The 17,923-nt window shown below is 73.1% G+C and carries 13 protein-coding genes; all 13 read right to left on the bottom strand.

Annotation, left to right across the window (positions count from 1 at the left end):
* Positions 1 to 79 precede the first annotated feature (79 nt).
* On the bottom strand, positions 80 to 2,146 hold the full coding sequence (locus OHA65_RS30830) for a SpoIIE family protein phosphatase (protein WP_328764243.1): 2,067 nt from the start codon (positions 2,144 to 2,146) through the stop codon (positions 80 to 82).
* A gap of 73 nt (positions 2,147 to 2,219) precedes the next feature.
* Positions 2,220 to 5,438, bottom strand: a complete 3,219-nt coding sequence (locus OHA65_RS30825; RefSeq protein ID WP_405762870.1) for a DUF3376 domain-containing protein — start codon at positions 5,436 to 5,438, stop codon at positions 2,220 to 2,222.
* A gap of 20 nt (positions 5,439 to 5,458) precedes the next feature.
* On the bottom strand, positions 5,459 to 6,253 hold the full coding sequence (locus tag OHA65_RS30820) for a BTAD domain-containing putative transcriptional regulator (RefSeq protein ID WP_371645333.1): 795 nt from the start codon (positions 6,251 to 6,253) through the stop codon (positions 5,459 to 5,461).
* 79 nt (positions 6,254 to 6,332) lie between these two features.
* Positions 6,333 to 6,515 carry a hypothetical protein gene (locus OHA65_RS30815; RefSeq protein WP_371645331.1) on the bottom strand — a complete coding sequence of 61 codons (183 nt, stop codon included), beginning with the start codon at positions 6,513 to 6,515 and terminating at the stop codon, positions 6,333 to 6,335.
* A 196-nt stretch (positions 6,516 to 6,711) separates the two neighbouring features.
* Positions 6,712 to 8,700, bottom strand: coding sequence for a DNA helicase RecQ (recQ, locus tag OHA65_RS30810; protein WP_328764240.1), 1,989 nt, complete (start codon positions 8,698 to 8,700; stop codon positions 6,712 to 6,714).
* Between the two features lie 83 nt (positions 8,701 to 8,783).
* Complete coding sequence (locus OHA65_RS30805; protein ID WP_327279403.1) at positions 8,784 to 9,299, bottom strand: O-acetyl-ADP-ribose deacetylase; 516 nt, start codon at positions 9,297 to 9,299, stop codon at positions 8,784 to 8,786.
* Positions 9,299 to 10,717 (bottom strand): NAD(P)/FAD-dependent oxidoreductase, encoded by a 1,419-nt coding sequence (locus OHA65_RS30800; protein WP_327279402.1) that lies wholly within the window; start codon positions 10,715 to 10,717, stop codon positions 9,299 to 9,301. Before OHA65_RS30800 ends, OHA65_RS30805 begins: the two co-directional genes overlap by 1 nt.
* Before the next feature lie 78 nt (positions 10,718 to 10,795).
* Positions 10,796 to 11,620 carry an inositol monophosphatase gene (locus OHA65_RS30795; RefSeq protein ID WP_327279401.1) on the bottom strand — a complete coding sequence of 275 codons (825 nt, stop codon included), beginning with the start codon at positions 11,618 to 11,620 and terminating at the stop codon, positions 10,796 to 10,798.
* Positions 11,621 to 11,755: 135 nt separating this feature from the next.
* Complete coding sequence (locus tag OHA65_RS30790; RefSeq protein WP_328764239.1) at positions 11,756 to 13,258, bottom strand: NCS1 family nucleobase:cation symporter-1; 1,503 nt, start codon at positions 13,256 to 13,258, stop codon at positions 11,756 to 11,758.
* Positions 13,259 to 13,297: 39 nt separating this feature from the next.
* Entirely contained in the window at positions 13,298 to 14,299 is a 1,002-nt protein-coding gene (locus OHA65_RS30785) for a TIGR03842 family LLM class F420-dependent oxidoreductase (RefSeq protein WP_405762867.1), read from the bottom strand.
* A 9-nt stretch (positions 14,300 to 14,308) separates the two neighbouring features.
* Positions 14,309 to 15,709, bottom strand: a complete 1,401-nt coding sequence (hydA, locus tag OHA65_RS30780) for a dihydropyrimidinase (RefSeq protein ID WP_371645327.1) — start codon at positions 15,707 to 15,709, stop codon at positions 14,309 to 14,311.
* A gap of 16 nt (positions 15,710 to 15,725) precedes the next feature.
* On the bottom strand, positions 15,726 to 17,021 hold the full coding sequence (locus OHA65_RS30775; RefSeq protein WP_405762866.1) for an aspartate aminotransferase family protein: 1,296 nt from the start codon (positions 17,019 to 17,021) through the stop codon (positions 15,726 to 15,728).
* On the bottom strand, positions 17,018 to 17,860 hold the full coding sequence (locus OHA65_RS30770; protein ID WP_327279396.1) for a nitrilase-related carbon-nitrogen hydrolase: 843 nt from the start codon (positions 17,858 to 17,860) through the stop codon (positions 17,018 to 17,020). Before OHA65_RS30770 ends, OHA65_RS30775 begins: the two co-directional genes overlap by 4 nt.
* Between the last annotated feature and the right edge of the window lie 63 nt (positions 17,861 to 17,923).

Genomic DNA, 17,923 nt, shown 5'->3' with positions numbered 1-17,923 from the left:
CGTAACGATTCGCCGGGCGGCGGCCGTGCGGCCGAAAGCCGCTGCGGCCCGCACAGCAGCCTTCGGCCGTTACGGGGGGTCAGCGGGTCCGGGGGCCCGCCGTGCGGGCCAGCAGGACCGCCACGTCGTCCTGCGGGGCTCCGGGCAGCAGGTGGGCCAGGATGTCGTCGCACAGTCCGTCCAGGGGCCGCCCGGCGTCGCGCAGCGCCCACCCGAGCTGGGCCATGCCCTGGTCGAGGTCGCGGTCGCGGGCCTCGATGAGGCCGTCGGTGTAGAGCACGAGCAGGCTCCCGGGCGGCAGGGCGACCTCCTCGGTGCGGAACTCGCGCCCGCCGGTACCCAGGGGGGTGCCGGGCGGGCCGTCGAGGAAGGTGACCTCGCCGCGGGCGGTGACCACGGCCGGCGGCGGGTGGCCGGCGCGGGCGATGACGCAGCCACCCGTCGCCGGGTCGTGGACGGCGTAGACGCAGGTCGCCATCTCGTCCTCGCCCAGGTCGGCGACCGCCGAGTCGAGCGAGCGCAGCAGCTGGGTCGGGGGGACGCCGTGGCGGGCGAGGGTGCGCACGGCGGTGCGCAGCTGTCCCATGACGGCGGCGGCGTGGATGCCGTGGCCCATGACGTCGCCGATGACCAGGCCGGTGCGGCCGCCGGGCAGCTGGATGACGTCGAACCAGTCGCCGCCGACGTCGTGGTCGCTGGCGGGCAGGTAGCGGCCGGTGAGTTCGAGGCCGGTGACCCGGGGCAGGGCGCTGTTGGTGAGGCTGCGCTGGAGGGTGAGGGCGGCGCGCCGCTGGTTGGTGTACATGCGGGCGTTGTCGATGTTGAGGGCCGCGCGGGCGACGACCTCGTCGAGGAGCACGCAGTCCTGCGCGTCGAACGGCTCGCGTTCGCGGACCCGGGTCACGGTGACCGCGCCGAGGACGGTGCCGCGGGCGACGAGCGGGATCAGCCGGGCGGAGCCGAGGGTGGCGAGGTAGGCGCGCAGCTCCGCGGCGCGCGGGTCGGGGAGCAGCGCGTTGACGTCGGAGCTGTACAGGTTCATGGGCCTTCCCTCGCCGATGACCCGTTCGTAGACCGAGTCGGCCGGGATCTGGAAGGTCTGGCCGGGTGCCAGCCGGGCGGTGGGGGCGCCCGGGTCGGGGAACTCGACGGCGATGCGGCGGAGCACGCCCCGGTGGGTGGCCGCGGCGTCGTCGGGCGCGAGGACGGTCTCCAGCAGCTGCACGTCGGCCGAGTCGGCCAATCGGGGGACGAGGACCTGCACGATCTCCCGGGCGGTCTGGCTGAGGTCGAGGGTGGTGCCGATGCGGGTGCCGGCCTCGGCGAGGAGGGCGAAGCGCCGGCGGGCCCGCTCGGCCTCGGCCTGGGCGCGCTGGCTCTCGGTGATGTCGATGAGGGAGGCGATCACGCCGAGCGCGCGGCCGGAGCCGTCGAGGAGCGGTGCGTACGAGCAGGACCAGGTGTGGTCGTGATGGGGGTCGGAGGCGGTCCGGCCGGTGCGGCGGACGTCGACGACCGCGGTTCCCCGCTCCATGACCTGCTGCATCGTCGCTTCGAGCGCGACGGCGTTGACGCCGGGCACGACCTCGGTGAGGCGTTTGCCGAGGTGGGCCGCGGCGGAGACTCCGTTCATCCGGGCGAGTGCGTCGTTGACGCGCAGGAAGCGCAGGTCGGGGCCCAGGGTGGCGAGTCCGATCGGCGACTGGGTGAACAGGCTCTGGAGGGCCGCGAGCGAGTCCCGCATGCGCAGGACCTCGGAGGTCTCCACGGCGATCAGCATGGCGCCCGTGCGGCCCTGCGGGTCGGCGGCGGGGACGATCCACATCTCCATGGGTACGCGTTGCCCGTCGCGGTGGCGCACGGGGAGCGTGCCGACGACCGTCTCACCGGCCTGGACGCGCCGGGTCAGGTCGTCCGCGAGCGTCCGGTTGGCGTCGGGGACGAGTACGGAGCTGCCGGGGAGGCCGATGATGTCCTCGGGACGGTGGCCGAGCAGGTCCTGGGCGGCGAGGGACCATTCGACGATGATGCCGTCCGCGTCCTCCCGCCACAGGGCGATGGGTAGCAGTTCGCTGAGCACACCGGCGTATCCGACAGCCGCGGCCGGCTGATCCGGGACCTCGCTCGTCGACTGGTATGTGTCCACCGCACCGACCTCACCCCGGGGGGTCCGATTCCTACCGATTCACCCTATCCGAGCCATCGGCGCGGAGCGCTGCTCAGTCCGGTGCGGGCCGCGGCCTCGGGTACAGCCAGGGCAGGACGAAGGTGACCCAGAAGAGGACGGCGTAGAGGGCGAGGGCGCCCCACCAGCCGCCGAGCGCGGGGCGGCCGAACTGGATGAGGGCGGCGATCGCTCCCCCGATCGCGGCGGCGCCCGGCAGCAGCCGCCACCGGTCCGTGCCGACGTACAGCAGGGCAGCGGCCGCGAGGGCGAAGGCGGCCCCGACGATCAGCGTGCGGGCGCCGTCGCCGACGTCCGGCGCGTGCAGGCCGCGCAGCTGCCAGAGGGCGACGGGCGGCCCGGCCGCCGCGATCAGGAGCGCGGGGCCGCGCAGCCCGGCCGGGCGGATCCGCTGCCGGACGAGCGCCACCAGCGCGACCATCGCGTACACGCAGACCGGGACGTGGCCGAGGAGCGAGGACCACTGCCCGGTGACGAAGGCGATGCCCGTCCACATCAGTACGGCCGCGCACAGCGCGGGCAGCGGTGCCACCGCACCGGCCAGGACCGGCAGGTAGACCAGGGGTTTGAGCACGCCGAGGACGCCCTGTACCAGGCGGGCCCCCGCCTTGCCGCTGGGCTGGAGCGCCGGCCAGGCGAGCAGCCCGGTCCGCAGGGCCGCCCGGCGCGGGTCCCGGGCCCGCAGCAGCACGCCGACCTCCTCGGCGCCGACCTGGGCGAAGGAGTCCAGCGCGGCGTCGAACTCGGCCGGTGTGGCCAGGCCCGGTGGGTTCAGCGGGGCGTCGGGGGGCCGGTTGCCGCCCCGGAAGCCCTTGCGGTGCAGCTCGGCGAGGAAGGGCAGCTCCTCCCGGAGGATCTCGTGCTGGCGCACGGCGGTCAGTACGTCCCGCACCCGGTCCCAGCGCGCGACGCCGGGCCGCTGGGTGACGTCCTGCGCCCAGAGCTCGGTGAACACCGGGCCGAGCGCCATCTCCCCGGCGATCTCCTCGCCGAGCTCCGTGAGGTCGGCGGTGTCGCTGAACGCGTCGTGCAGGCGCTCGTCGGTGGCGACGACCGACACGAGGGAGGAGGCCCCGTCGAGCCGGCCCCAGGTCCAGTCACTCATTCGCCAGCGGGCGCTGAGGAACGCGGCGAAGTTGTTCAGCTGGTTGCCGCTCAGCTTGGCCCTGACCATGTCCTTCGGGGAGTTCTGGGCCACCTGCGGCAGCACCCTGCGCGTGGCCCAGCTGGTGTCGGCCGCCGAAACGGTGTGGAAGTCGATGTCCGCGACCTCGGCCAGCGGGTCCGGGCGCAGCGGGCCGAGCAGCACCTCGGCGTACGCCAGCGCCTCGGCCATCGGTGGGCCGGTGCCGCCCGCGGCCTGGTGGAGCGCCTCGTAGCCGTCCACGTCGGGGATCAGGTTCAGGCCGATCTCCGCGCCCAGTTCCGCCAGCCGCTCCCACAGGAGCCCGAAGCCCTCGGGTACGGGCTCGGGGCCGGGGCCCGGGCCGGGACCACCGGGGCCGGGCGGGGGGACGTCCGGCAGGGAACCGCCGGTGACGGCCGTCGCGAGGTTCGCCGCCCAGGTCTCCCACCGTGCGGGGCCGGCCCCGGGCGGGGGCACCGGCGGCATGAGGGCGCCCAGCAGCCGGGTCGCCTCGTGGAAGGGCGCCGTGGCGTCGGTGGGGACCAGTCCCAGGGACAGGGCGGCCCGGTAGCGGCCGAGCAGCAGCCGGTCCCGGGCGGCGCTCAAGGCGGCCACGGCGGCGCGGCACGCGAACAGCCGCGTGCGGTACGCCTCCACCAGTTCCGTGTCCACCGGCCCGGTCCGGGACTCGTACGCCCGCAGCCAGTCCATGAGCAGCTGTACGGTACGCGCCGGGACCAGCGGGGAGTACCCCGGTCCGGGCAGCGCGCCGGGCACCACCGCGAGGCCCTCCGACGCCCGGCGCAACCGCGCGAACAGGGCGGTCGAACCCTCCCCCGCGCTCTCGTCCAACGCCTCCAGCGGCCCCGGGCCCGCGGGCAGCGGCAGCGCGTCCGGGCCGGTCACGTCCGCCGGGTCCTCCAGCAGCCGGACGAGCCGCAGCGCCTCCGCCCGGCCCACCGAACGGGCGTACGCCCCCTGCCGGGCCATCGCCGTGTCGTACAGCTCGACGAGGGTCAGCGGCATCACCCCGGAGGCGGCACGCTTCTGCTGGGCCGCGGCTTCGGCTGCGCGCAGTTCGAGTGCGTCGTCGCGCAGGGACTCGGAGCCGGCCTTCACCGCCAGGGACTTCGCGGCCATCCGCACCAGCCGGGTCACCCGGCGGCTGGTGCCGGGCTCGGGGGGCGGCGGGAACGGCGGGACGGGCTGGAGGAACAGCAGCCAACGGTCGGTCTTGCGGGCCACCGGGGACCCGGCGACGGCCCGTACCGCCCAGGCGACGGGGATGTTGTCCAGCAACCCGCCGTCGACGAGCTCGACGCAGCCGTTCAGGTTGTCGTCGGGGTGGCCGGTCTCGCTGCTGACACCGCGCATGTCCACGCGGGGCGGGTCCTCGACGGGCTGCGCGCCGTTGCCTACGTACACCCGGGCGGGCTCGAAGGCTCCCGGGAACGAGGAAGAGGTGCGGGCCGCGTACGCGAGCCGGTTCAGCGCCGCCTCCCGGGCCGCGCCGGTGACGTCGTCGGGGAAGTCCGTGAGGGCTCCGCGGTGACGGAAGCGGAAGTAGGCGTTCGAGCGGCCGACGAGGAGCGGCCGACCGAGGGTGGGCCGCACCCGGTCCCGGCGGGGACGCAGCCGCGTGGCGGTCAGGATGAGCCGCAGCGAGGCCGGGGGCTCCCAGTCGGGCGGGGCCTCGTCGAGGAGCCGGCCGATCGAGCCGCGAAGCTCCTTGTAGAAGACCTCGTCGCCGCGCATCAGCGAGGCCGGCACGTGGAAGGGCGTCGAGCGGCGCAGCAACCCTTCGAGGTCGCCCAGGCGCAGCCACACGTCGCGCACGCCCCGCCCGAAGGGCATCCCGTAGACGAGGTGACAGGCCAGCAGTACGCCGTTGAGCCCCCCGGCGCTGGTCCCGACGAGGACGTCGACGTCGACGTCCTCGTACCCGCAGGTTTCCAGCAGCCCCGCGTAGAGGCCCGATTCCGGGGCCGGGTCCTGCCGGGCCGCCGCACGGAGGGCCGCCGTCTCGCAACAGGCCCCGCCCATCCATACGGCGAGACTGACCCCGCCGCGCATCGCGAGGGCCAGGCGCAGCTCCGTACTGCGCTGACCCGGCCGGTCGTCGCTCATGCCTCCAGCTTGACCCCGGATCAGGCGTGCCGCACCCGGGCGGCCGGCACCTCGCGGGAGCGGGTGGCGGAGCGGCAGAAGTTGCGTATCAGGCCGGAGAGTTCACATCCCGGTTCGACGCCGAGTTCGCGTTTCACGAGGCCGCGGTACGCGTCGTAGGCGCGCATCGCCTCGATGAGGTTGCCCTCCGCCAAGTGGGCCTCGATCAGGGCCCGCTGGGCGCTTTCGCGCAGCGGTTCGGTGCTGACCGCGAGCAGCGCCGACTCCACCGCCTCGGCGTGCCGCCCGGCACGGACCAGCTCGCGGCTCAGCGCCTCCAGTGCGTGCAGCAGCCGTTGGCGGACCCGTTCGCGTTCCAGCAGCACCCAGTCGTCGTACCAGCCGGGCAGTAGATCGAGCGCGTCGGTACGCCATTTGAGCGCCGACAGGTCATGGGCGGTGGCGGTGCCGCCGATGAGCCGCCCGGCCCAGCCGTACAGGACGTACAGGTCGACCACCGTGTGCTCGCGCACGGCGAGCGAGCACTTGTCGGAGTCGAGCAGGTCGATGCCGGCGGCCTTGAGCCGCCACAGCGCGGAGCGCAGGTTCCCCGCCGCCCTCAGGTCGTCACCGGACGGCCACAGCGCCCCCGCGGCATGGCGGCGTTCGACCCGGCCGCCGTGCAGTGCGACGAACGCGAGCAGCCGCTTGCCCCCCTCCGGCACGTCCAGCCATCTCCCCTGATGGACGACGCGCGGGCCGCCCAGGAGGTGGAGCGCCGGCGCCTCCGCCCGCCCGGGAACACGGACCGGTGACGTGAGGAACTGCTGGTTCATAGGCGGTCCTCCTGCATAGAAGTCCGACCGCACATGCTATGCGCGCACCGTCACGAATCAGTCACCGAGTGCTATTTTTTCATTTGGGCGACTCGCCCTGCCGGTCACTGCCGCCTCCCGGGTCGTAGCAGTGCCGCCGCTCCCTCCTGACGAACGCGACCCAGTCGTCGACCGGCGCCTCCCGGTCGTCGACGGGCAGCAGGACGTCCACGCCGACCGGCTCGTCGAGCCGGATGCGGTCGCGGTGCCGCGCCTCCGCCACGGCCCGGGCGATGTCGGAGAGCGCGCACGAGCAGTACCTCAGGTCGACCTGTTGTCCCAGGTGATGGCGGAGTACACGCGGCTGTGCCCCCCGTGCGGGGCGCACACCGACGGGGCCGGGGAGGAGGACCCGGACGAAGACGACAGCGCCGACGCGGCCTGACCGCGGGTCCCTCCTCCCGGACCGCCGGGCCGGGCTACTGCCAGTCGTCCCAGGGCGGGTCCGCGTCCTCGAAGTCGAAGGGCGGTTCCTCGTCGGTGTACGGGGCCGGGGGCTCGGGCGGTGCCGCCTGTGACGGCGCCGATGGCGTCGGCGAGGGCTCGGGGGCGCCGGTCCCGGCCAGGGCCTCCAGGATCCCCTCGGCGTACTTGGCGAGCTTGGCCTCGCCGACGCCGCTGATCGTGCCCAGTTCCTCCACCGTGCCGGGCAGCCGGGTCGCGATCTCCCGCAGCGTCGCGTCGTGGAAGACCACGTACGCGGGCACGCCCTGCTCCCGCGCCGTCGCGGCCCGCCAGGCACGCAGGGCCTCGAAGACGGGTACGGCTGCCGCCGGCAGGTCGACCGGGACGCGCCCGGCCTTCCCGGAGCCGGATCCGGAAGTCTTGCGGGCCGCCGCGGCCGGAGCCGTCTCCTTGCGCATGGGGACGCTGCGGCGCCCGCCCAGCACCTCGCCGCTTGCGTCCGTGAGCACCAGCGTCCCGTACTCGCCCTCGACCGCCAGCAGCCCCGAGGCCAGCAACTGCCGTACGACCCCGCGCCATTCCGCGGTGCTCAGGTCCGCCCCGACCCCGAAGACCGACAGCGCGTCGTGATCGAACTGGATGACCTTGGCCGTCTTCTTGCCCTGGAGGATGTCGATGATCTGGCCGGCGCCGAACTTCTGCCGGCGCTCCTTGGCCAGCCGCCACACCGTGGACATCAGCTTCTGCGCCGCGACCGTGCCGTCCCAGGACTCGGCCGGCGTCAGGCAGGCGTCGCAGTTGCCGCACGGCCCGGCCGCCTGGCCGAAGTACGCCAGCAGCCGCACCCGGCGGCAGTCGACCGTCTCGCACAGCGCGAGCATCGCGTCGAGGTGCCCGGCCAGGGAGCGGCGGTGTGCCTCGTCGCCCTCGGAGCCCTCGATCATCTTGCGCTGCTGCACCACGTCCTGGAGGCCGTACGCGAGCCAGGCCGTGGCCGGCTCGCCGTCGCGCCCGGCGCGGCCGGTCTCCTGGTAGTAGCCCTCGACGGACTTCGGCAGGTCCAGGTGCGCCACGAAACGCACGTCCGGCTTGTCGATGCCCATGCCGAACGCGATCGTGGCCACCACGACGATCCCGTCCTCCCGCAGGAAGCGCGCCTGGTTCGCGGCGCGCGTGCGGGCGTCCATGCCCGCGTGGTACGCGACGGCGTCGATGCCGTGCTCCACCAGGAACGCCGCCGTCTTCTCCACGGACGCCCGCGACAGGCAGTAGACGACGCCGGCGTCCCCGTCGTGCTCGGTCCGGATCAGCTCCAGCAGCTGCCGCGTCGGGTTGTTCTTCGAAGCGATCCGGTACTGGATGTTGGGCCGGTCGAAGCTCGCCACGAAGTGCCGGGCGTCCCCCTCCGCCAGGCCCAGCCGCGCCGCGATCTCGGCGTGCGTCGCCTCGGTGGCCGTCGCGGTCAGCGCGATCCGCGGCACCGTGGGCCAGCGCTCGTGCAGCATCGACAGCGCGAGGTAGTCGGGCCGGAAGTCGTGGCCCCACTGGGCGACGCAGTGCGCCTCGTCGATCGCGAACAGCGACACCTTGCCCCGGTCGAGCAGCCGCTGGGTGCCCTCGGTCCGCAGCCGCTCCGGGGCCAGGTACAAAAGGTCCAGCTCACCGGCGAGGAAGGCCTGCTCGACGGCCTGCCGCTCGTACGGGTCCTGCGTCGAGTTCAGGAACCCGGCCCGCACCCCGAGCGCGGTCAGCGCGTCCACCTGGTCCTGCATGAGCGCGATCAGCGGCGAGATCACCACACCCGTACCGTCCCTGACCAGCGCCGGGATCTGGTAGCAGAGCGATTTGCCGCCACCGGTCGGCATCAGCACCAGCGCGTCGCCGCCGCCGGCCACGTGCTCGATGATCTGCTGCTGCTCGCCGCGGAAGGAGTCGTATCCGAAGACGCGGTGCAGCACCTCCAGGGCATCGGGGGTCTCGGTGGGGGCGTCGACAAGGCTCATCCCAGAAGCCTATCGACCCCCACGGACACCCCTGGCCCGATCCACCGATCAAAGGTCCCCGCCGGTCGGCCGGCCCGCGGGGGTCAGGCGTCCAGCGCGGCCCGGAACGCGGCGTGGGCGGGCTCGTCGAAGAGGACGAAGCGGACCTCTTCCACCGGTGCGATCGCAGCCGCCCGGGCCGTCTCCACCGCGATGCGGGCGCCGTCGTCCATCGGCCAGCCGAAGATGCCGGTGGATACCGCCGGGAAGGCGACCGTACGGGCGCCCAGCTCGGCCGCGACCCGTAGGGACTCGCGGTAGCAGGAGGCGAGCAGCGCCGAGCGGTCCTCGTCCCGGGACCAAACGGGGCCCACCGTGTGGATCACCCAGCGGGCCGGGAGGCGGCCCGCCGTCGTGGCCACGGCCCGGCCCGTCGGGAGGCCCTTGCCGTAGTGGGAGGCGCGCAGCGCCCGGCAGGCCTCCAGGATCTCGGGCCCGCCCCGCCGGTGGATGGCCCCGTCCACTCCCCCGCCGCCGAGCAGCGAGGAGTTCGCCGCATTGACGATGGCGTCCGCGTGCTCGGTGGTGATGTCGCCGCGGACGAGGGTGATGCGCACCATCAGGAGGCCCTTCGCAGGTGGCGCCAGACCGCCTTGGCCGCGTTGTGGCCGGACATGCCGTGCACTCCGGGGCCGGGCGGGGTGGCGGAGGAGCAGAGGAAGACGGCTGGGTGGGCCGTCGTGTACGGGGACAGGGACAGCTTCGGGCGCAGCAGCAGCTGGAGCCCGGAGGCGGCGCCGCAGGCGATGTCGCCGCCGACGTAGTTGGGGTTGCGGGCGGCCAGTTCCGGCGGCCCCGCGGTGGCGCGGGCCAGCACCAGGTCGCGGAAGCCGGGGGCGAAGCGTTCGATCTGGCGTTCGACGGCATCGGTCAGGTTGCCTTGCCAGCCCGCGGGGACGTGCCCGTAGGCCCAGAACACGTGCTTGCCCTCGGGTGCCCGCCCGGGGTCCGCCAGGCTGGGCTGGGCGGTGATCAGGAAGGGGTTGCGGGGGGCCCTGCCGCCGGTGGCCAGCTGGAGGGCGGCGTCGATGTCGCGGGCGCGCGGGCCGATCTGGACGGTGCCGGCCCGGCGTGGCGCCTCGGCGGTCCAGGGCACGGGTCCGGACAGGGCGTAGTCGAGCTTGAACACGGCTGCGCCGTAGCGGTAGCCGTCGTAGGCGCGTCCCAGCCGGGCGATCCGGGCCAGCGCGGTCGGCGAGGTGTCGAAGACGTAGGCCCGGGCCGGCGGCAGGTCGTCGAGGCGCTTGACCTCGAAGCCGGTGTGGATGGTCCCGCCGAGGTCGCGCAGGTAGCCGGCGAGGGCGTCCGAGACGGACTGCGAGCCGCCGCGGGCCATCGGCCAGCCTCCCGCGTGCGCGGCGAGGGCGAAGACGAGGCCGACGGCGCTCGTGCCGATCCCGTCGAGCGGGGCGATGACGTGTGCGACGAGCCCGGCGAACAGGGCCCGCGCCCGCTCCTCGTGGAAGCGGCCCAGCAGCCAGGTCGACGGAGGCAGTCCGGCGAGCCCGAAGCGGGCCAGGGTGACGGGGTCCCGGGGCAGGGCGGTCGACGGCAGGGACATGAAGTCCCGGGCCAGGGTGTCCCATTTGCCGAGGAAGGGCTCCACCAGCCGCCGGTACGTACCCGCGTCGCGCGGGCCGAGGGAGGCCGCCGTCTCGGAGACGGAGCGGGAGAGCACGGCGGCCGTGCCGTCGTCGAAGGGGTGGGCCATCGGCAGCGGGGCGTGCAGCCACTCCAGGCCGTACCGCTTCAGCGGCATGGTGGCGAAGACCGGCGAGCCGATGCCGAGCGGGTGCACGGCCGAGCAGGGGTCGTGCCGGAAGCCCGGGAGGGTGAGCTCCTCGGTGCGGGCCCCACCGCCGACCGTCTCCGCAGCCTCGAACACGGCCACCGAGAAGCCGCGCCGGGCCAGCTCGACGGCGGCCGTCAGCCCGTTGGGCCCCGCCCCCACCACGACCGCATCGAGAATCGACGACACCTTGAGACTCCTTCGTCCGGCGGCGGCTGCCCTCCCAGGATATTCGGCCCGCCCGTGCGGACCGCTGCCCGTGCCGGGCTACGCGCCGCGCAGCAGGTCACGGATCCGCACGACCGTGGCCTCGTCGCGGCCCACGGCGAACGGCAGCTCGTTGTCGCGGTCCACCCGGAAGGGGACCCCGGCGACGGTGCTCTGCGCCCCGCCCGCTTCGGAGACCAGCAGCAGTCCGGCCGCGTGGTCCCACGCCGAGGGCCAGGTGAAGGCGAGGCCGTCCATCTCACCGCGGGCCACCTTCAGGTACTCCAGGCCGGCGGAGCCGCACGGCCGGGCCGCGACCCCGGGCACGTCGAGCCGGGCCAGGGTCCGCTTGTCCGCTTCGGAGGTGTACAGCGGGTGGGCCATGGCGACCCGCAGCTCGGCGCCGGGCTGCGGCGAACCGCTGCGGATCCGCTCGCCGTTGACGTACGCGCCCTGCCCGCGCACGGCGGTCGCCAGCTCGTCCAGGGCCGGGGCGAAGGTCCAGGACGCGAGGATCTCCCCGCGGTGGGCCAGGGCCACCAGGGTGCAGAAGGCGGGGTCGCCGGAGACGAACTGCCGGGTGCCGTCCACCGGGTCGACGATCCACACCGGTGCGTCGGCGCGCAGCGCCCCGTACACGGCCGGGTCGGCGTGGACGGCCTCCTCGCCGACGACGGCGGAGCCGGGCAGCAGGTGCATCAGGGAGGCGGTGAGGTGCTCTTCGGCCTTGCGGTCGGCGACGGTCACGAGATCGTGCGGACCGCTCTTCTGGTCCACCTCGTGCTCGGCGAGCTGCCGGAACCTCGGCATGATCTCAACCGCCGCCGCCTTGCGGACCGCTTCTTCCACCGCTGACAGGTCTTGGGCCAGGAACTCTTCGATCATGCCCCCATCACACCACGCCCGGCTGACAAACCCCACCGCCCATCACGTCCACCGGCCGGCCTCCAGATGGACTCCGGGTGCCGCCGGCCCGCGCCGGAGGGCGGCTGCCGGGCCGGCGGGCCGCGCGCCGGGCTGTCAGGGGTGGGCGGGGCGCCGGCGGCTCATGAGGGCCGTGTACAGGAGGAGGGACGAGGCCAGGCCCACCGCCCAGCCGTAGTCGGCGAGGGGTTTCAGGACGGGGATCAGGCCTTCTTCGGGGAAGGGGCCTTGGCCGGGGGCCGAGTGGGAGCCGCCGATGGCCAGGACTCCGCCGACCACGAAGGCGAGAACCGCACGGATGTTCCACCCGCCCGTGTACCAGTACGGGCCGCCCTGCCGGTACAGGTCGGGCAGGGACAGCCGGGTGCGCCGCACGATCCAGTAGTCCGCGATGAGGATGCCGGCGACCGTGCCGAGCAGTCCGCCGACCAGGCCGAGCCAGGTGAAGATGTACAGCTCGGGGGTGGAGGTCAGCTTCCACGGCATGATCAGTACGCCGACGACGCCCGTGATCAGCGCGCCGCGGCGGAAGTTGATCCGCCGGGGGGCCAGGTTGGCCAGGTCGTACGCCGGTGAGACGACGTTGGCCGCAATGTTCACCGAGATCGTCGCGACGAGCACCGTCACCAGGGCGTACAGCAGCCCGAAGGTGCTGTCCGCCTTGGCGACCAGCTCCACCGGGTCCCAGATCGGGGCCCCGTACACCGCCTCAGAGCCGGAGGTGACGAACACCGACAGCAGCGCGAAGAGGGTCATCGTCGTCGGCAGCCCGAGCGTCTGCCCGAGGATCTGGGAGCGCTGCCCGGCGCCGAAGCGCGTGAAGTCCGGGATGTTGAGCGAGAGGGTGGACCAGAAGGCGATCATCCCCATGAGGGCGGGGAAGAAGACCGTCCAGAACTCCGCGCCCCAGCCGAGCCGGGAGGGCTGGTCGAGCAGTTCGCCGAAGCCGCCCGCCTTCATCCCGATCCACACCAGCAGGGCCAGCGCGCCGACGATGACGAAGGGCGCGGCCCAGTTCTCGAACCGCCGCAGGGTCTCCATCCCCCGGTAGATGATGGCGAGTTCGAGGACCCAGAAGAGGGCGAAGCACAGCCACAGCGGCCACGGCTCGCCGCCGATCTCCGCGGCTCCCGCCCAGCCGCCGAAGATCTCACCGAGCAGCACGAAGATCCCGGACCCGCCGATCCAGGTCTGGATCCCGAACCAGGCACAGGCCACGGCCGCCCGGATCAGCGCGGCCAGATTGGCCCCGCGCACCCCGAACGGGGCCCGGGCCAGCACCGGGAACGGGATCCCGTACTTGGGGCCGGCGTGGCCGGTGAGCAGCATCGGCCCCAGCACGATGATGTTGGCCAGCGCGATGGTGAAGACGGCCTGTTTCCAGTCCATCCCCAGGGCCACCAGCCCGGAGGCGAGCAGCCAGGAGGGGATGTTGTGCGCCATGCCGACCCACAGGGCCGCGAAGTTGTACGTGGTCCAGCGCCGGTCCGCGACCGGTACGGGGAGCAGGTCGGGGTTGGTGAAGCGGCCGTCGGAGGGGACCGCGCCGGGGGCGAGCTCGACGCGGTCCCCGGTGTCGCCGATCGGGTGGTCCAGCATGTGCGCACGCCCCTTCGGGTCGGTCGGCGGGGATCTCGGTCAGGGTCTGAGCGCCGGGATGACGTGCTGCCCGTAGGCGTCGATGGTGGCCTCCTTCGCGTCGTGCATGTCGTACAGGGCGAACTGGTCGACGCCCAGCTCGCGCAGGGCGCGCAGCTTCTCGATGTGGGCCTCGGGCGGGCCGAGCAGGCAGAAGCGGTCCACGATCTCGTCCGGCACGAAGTCGGCGGAAGGGTTCCCGGCGCGGCCGTGGTGGCTGTAGTCGTAGCCCTGGCGGGCCTTGATGTACTCGGTGAGCTCGTCCGGGACCATCGAGGAGTGCTCGCCGTAGCGGCCGACCAGATCGGCGACGTGGTTGCCGACCATCCCGCCGAACCAGCGGCACTGGTCGCGGGCGTGGGCCAGGTCCCCGCCCACGTACGCCGGCGCCGCGACGCAGATCGTGACCGCGCCCGGGTCGCGGCCGGCCCGTTCGGCGGCCTCCCGGACCGAGCGGACCATCCACTCGGTGAGGTAGGGGTCGGCGAGCTGGAGGATGAACCCGTCGGCCTTCTCGCCGGCCAGGGCCAGCGCCTTGGGCCCGTACGCGGCCATCCAGACGGGGAGCTTGCCGTCCCGGACCCAAGGGAGCCGCAGGGGGTTGCCGTCGACCTCGGCCTCCCGGCCCTCCGCGAGGTCCCGGATGACGTCGATGGCCTCGCCGAGGCGGGCCAGGGTGTTGGGTTTGCGTCCGGCGACCCGCATGGCGGAGTCGCCGCGGCCGATCCCGCACACCGTGCGGTTGCCGTACATGTCGTTGAGGGTGGCGAAGGTGGAGGCGGTGACCTCCCAGGTGCGGGTGCCGGGGTTGGTGACCATGGGGCCGATGTGCAGCTTCTGCGTGTTCGCGAGGATCTGGCTGTAGATGACGAACGGCTCCTGCCAGAGCACGGCGGAGTCGAAGGTCCAGCCGTAGCGGAAGCCGTTGCGCTCGGCCCGCTTCATGAGGCTGATCACCTGTGAGGCGGGCGGGTCTGTCTGCAGGACGAGGCCGAAGTCCATCACGGTTCCTTAGAGGTACTGGCAGGTGGAGCGGGGGATGAACACCCCGTGGCCGGCCCGGCCGGTGTACTCGCGCCGGTCGATGACGAGTTCGCCGCGGGACAGCACGGTGTCGACGCGGCCGGTGATCCGCTTGCCCTCGTACGCCGAGTAGTCCACGTTCATGTGGTGCGTCTCGGCGGAGATGACCTGCTCGGCGTGCGGATCGTAGAGGACGATGTCGGCGTCGGAGCCGGGCGCGACGGTGCCCTTCTGGGGGTAGAGGCCGAACATCCGGGCCGGGCTCGCGCAGGCGATCTCGATCCAGCGGCGGCGGCTGATGTGTCCGTCCACCACGGCCTGGTGGAGGAGGTCCATGCGGTTCTCCACGCCCGGCAGCCCGTTCGGGATCTTCGAGAAGTCGCCGCGGCCGAGCTCCTTCTGGCCGCGGAAGCAGAACGGGCAGTGGTCGGTGGAGACCACCTGGAGGTCGTTGGTCCGCAGGCCCCGCCAGAGGGCGGCCTGGTGTTCCTTCGGCCGCAGCGGGGTGGAGCAGACGTACTTGGCGCCCTGGAAGTCGGGCTCCGCGAGGTTGTCGGTGGACAGGAACAGGTACTGCGGGCAGGTCTCGCCGAACACCGGCAGGCCCTTGTCGCGGGCGGCGGCCAGCTCGGCGACGGCCTCCTCCGCCGAGACGTGGACCACGTACAGCGGCGAGCCGGCGACGCGCGCGAGCTGGATGGCGCGGTGCGTGGCCTCGGCCTCCAGCAGGACCTTGCGGACCTCGCCGTGGTGGCGGGGGTCGGTCTCGCCGCGGGCCAGGGCCTGTTCGACGAGGACGTCGATCGCGATGCCGTTCTCGGCGTGCATCATGATCAGCCCGCCGTTGCCGGAGGCCCGCTGCATGGCGCGCAGGATCTGTCCGTCGTCGCTGTAGAAGACGCCGGGGTAGGCCATGAACAGTTTGAAGGAGGTGACGCCCTCCCCCACCAGGTGGTCCATCTCCTTCAGGGTCCCCTCGTTGACGTCCGAGAGGATCATGTGGAAGGCGTAGTCGATGGCGCACTTGCCGTCGGCCTTGTCGTACCAGGTGTCGAGCCCCGCCCGCAGGGCCTGGCCCATGCTCTGCACGGCGAAGTCGACGATGGTGGTGGTGCCGCCCCAGGCGGCGGCCCGGGTGCCGGTCTCGAAGGTGTCCGAGGCGGCGGTCCCGCCGAAGGGCAGCTCCATGTGGGTGTGGGCGTCGACCCCTCCGGGGATGACGTACTTCCCGCTCGCGTCGATCGTGCGGTCGGCCGTCCAGGCCTCGGCGGCCGCCGAGCCGTGGGCCGCGAGGGCGGCCACGCGGCCGTCCTCGACGAGGACGTCGGCGTGGAGCTCGTCGGCGGCCGTGATGACGAGGCCGCCGCGGATCAGGGTGCGGATGGACATGTGCGGCGCCTCCCGGTTACACGATGCTACGCAGGGCCCGTTCGAGGATCTCGGCGCCCTCTTCCGCCTCGGCGACGGTGAGGGAGAGCGGCGGCGCGATGCGCAGCACGCTGGTGTTGTGCCCGCCGCCCTTGCCGAGCAGCAGGCCCCCTTCGCGGGCGGCCTCCAGTACGGCGGCGGCCGCGTCCGGGTCGGCCTCGTCGGTGCCCGGCTTGGTCAGCTCCAGGCCGGCCATCAGGCCCCGGCCGCGGACCTCCCGTACGGCGGGCACGGTGGCGGCGATGGCGCGCAGCCGCTCCAGCAGCATGCCGCCGACGCGGCGGGCGTTGCCCTGGAGGTCGTGCTCCAGCAGGTACGCGAGGTTGGCGACGCCGGCCGCCATGGTGACCGGGGAACCGCCGAAGGTGGAGATGGAGTTGGTGTCGATGCAGTTCATCACCTCGGCACGGGCCACGACCCCGCCGACGGACATGCCGTTGCCGATGCCCTTGGCGAAGGTGAGGATGTCCGGCGGCCCGTTCTGTGCGTGGGCCTGCCAGCCCCAGAAGTGGTCGCCCGTACGGCCCCAGCCGGTCTGCACCTCGTCGCTGATCCACAGGATGCCGTGCCGGTCGAGCACCTCGCGGAACGCCCCGTACAGGCCGTCGGGCGGGGCGGTGAACCCGCCGACGCCCTGGATGGGCTCCGCGATGAGGGCGGCGACGCCGCCGCGGGCCTGGCCGAGCACGTCTTCGAGGTCGGCGACGGCGGCTGCCGTGAACTCGGCGTCGCTCAGGTGCGCGAAGGGGCCACGACTGCGGACGGCGCCGTGCACGTAGTACGTCTGGAGCGGCGAGAGGCTGGTCGGGGACCAGCCGCGGTTCCCGGTGATGGAGACGGTCGAGAAGGACCGGCCGTGGTAGCTGTTGCGCATCGCCAGGATCTGGTTGGAGCGGCGGTACGCGGTCGCCAGCAACAGGGCGGTGTCGTTGGCCTCGGTGCCGGAGGTGGTGAAGAAGACCCGCGCGTCGGGGATGCCCGACAGGGCGGCGACCCGCTCGGCCAGCTCGACCATCGGGCGGTTGAGGTACAGGGTGGAAGAGTGGATGAGCCGGCCGGCCTGCTCGGAGACGGCCTTGGTGACCTCGGGCAGGGCGTGGGCGGTCATCGTCGTGAGGATGCCGCCGAAGAAGTCGAGGTAGCGGTTGCCGTCGGCGTCCCAGACGTGGCGGCCTTCGCCGTGCGTGAGCTCGATGGGACGGCTGTAGTAGAGCGCGAGCCAGTCGGGCAGGACGGCCTGGTGCCGGCTGTGCAGGGGGATCGGGTTGGTCACGGCTGTACGAGCCCTCCGTAGGCGTCGGGACGGCGGTCGCGGTAGAAGGCCCACTGGTCGCGGACCTCCTTGATCAGGTCGAAGTCGAGGTCACGGACGAGGAGTTCCTCCTCCTTGTCGCTGGCGGCCTCCCCCACGAACTGGCCGCGCGGGTCGACGAAGTAGCTGGTGCCGTAGAAGTCGTTGTCGCCGTACTCCTCCTGGCCGACGCGGTTGATCGCGGCGACGAAGTACTCGTTGGCGACGGCCGCTGCGGGCTGTTCGAGCTGCCACAGGTGGGAGGACAGGCCCCGGTGGGTGGCGGAGGGGTTGAAGACCAGCTGGGCGCCGGCCAGGCCCAGGGCGCGCCAGCCCTCGGGGAAGTGGCGGTCGTAGCAGATGTAGACGCCGACGCGGCCGACGGCGGTGTCGAAGACGGGCCAGCCGAGGTTGCCCGGGCGGAAGTAGTACTTCTCCCAGAAGCCCTTGACCTGGGGGATGTGGTGCTTGCGGTACTTGCCGAGGTAACTTCCGTCGGCGTCGATGACGGCGGCGGTGTTGTAGTAGAAGCCCTCGGACTCCCGCTCGAAGACCGGCACGACGATGACCATGCCGGTCTCACGGGCGAGTTCCTGCATCCGCTGGACGGTGGGGCCGTCGGGGACGGGCTCGGCCCAGCGGTAGTGCTCGGGCTCCTGGACCTGGCAGAAGTAGGGGGCGTTGAACACCTCCTGGAAGCCGATGACCTTCGCACCCTCGGCGGCGGCCCGCCGGGCGTACACCTCGTGCTTTGCGATCATCGACTCGGTGTCTCCGGTCCAGGTGGCCTGGACGAGTGCGGCGCGGACGACTTGGGCCATGAGCTGCTCCTCGCGACGGGAACGCCGAGTTCTACGCACGTAGACGATATGCGTAGGGAGTAG

Origin of the sequence: Streptomyces sp. NBC_00045 (genome assembly GCF_045041095.1) — a bacterium.
In the GTDB taxonomy this organism is placed as follows: Bacteria; Actinomycetota; Actinomycetes; order Streptomycetales; family Streptomycetaceae; genus Streptomyces.
This window is presented reverse-complemented; position numbering and strand designations above follow the sequence as displayed.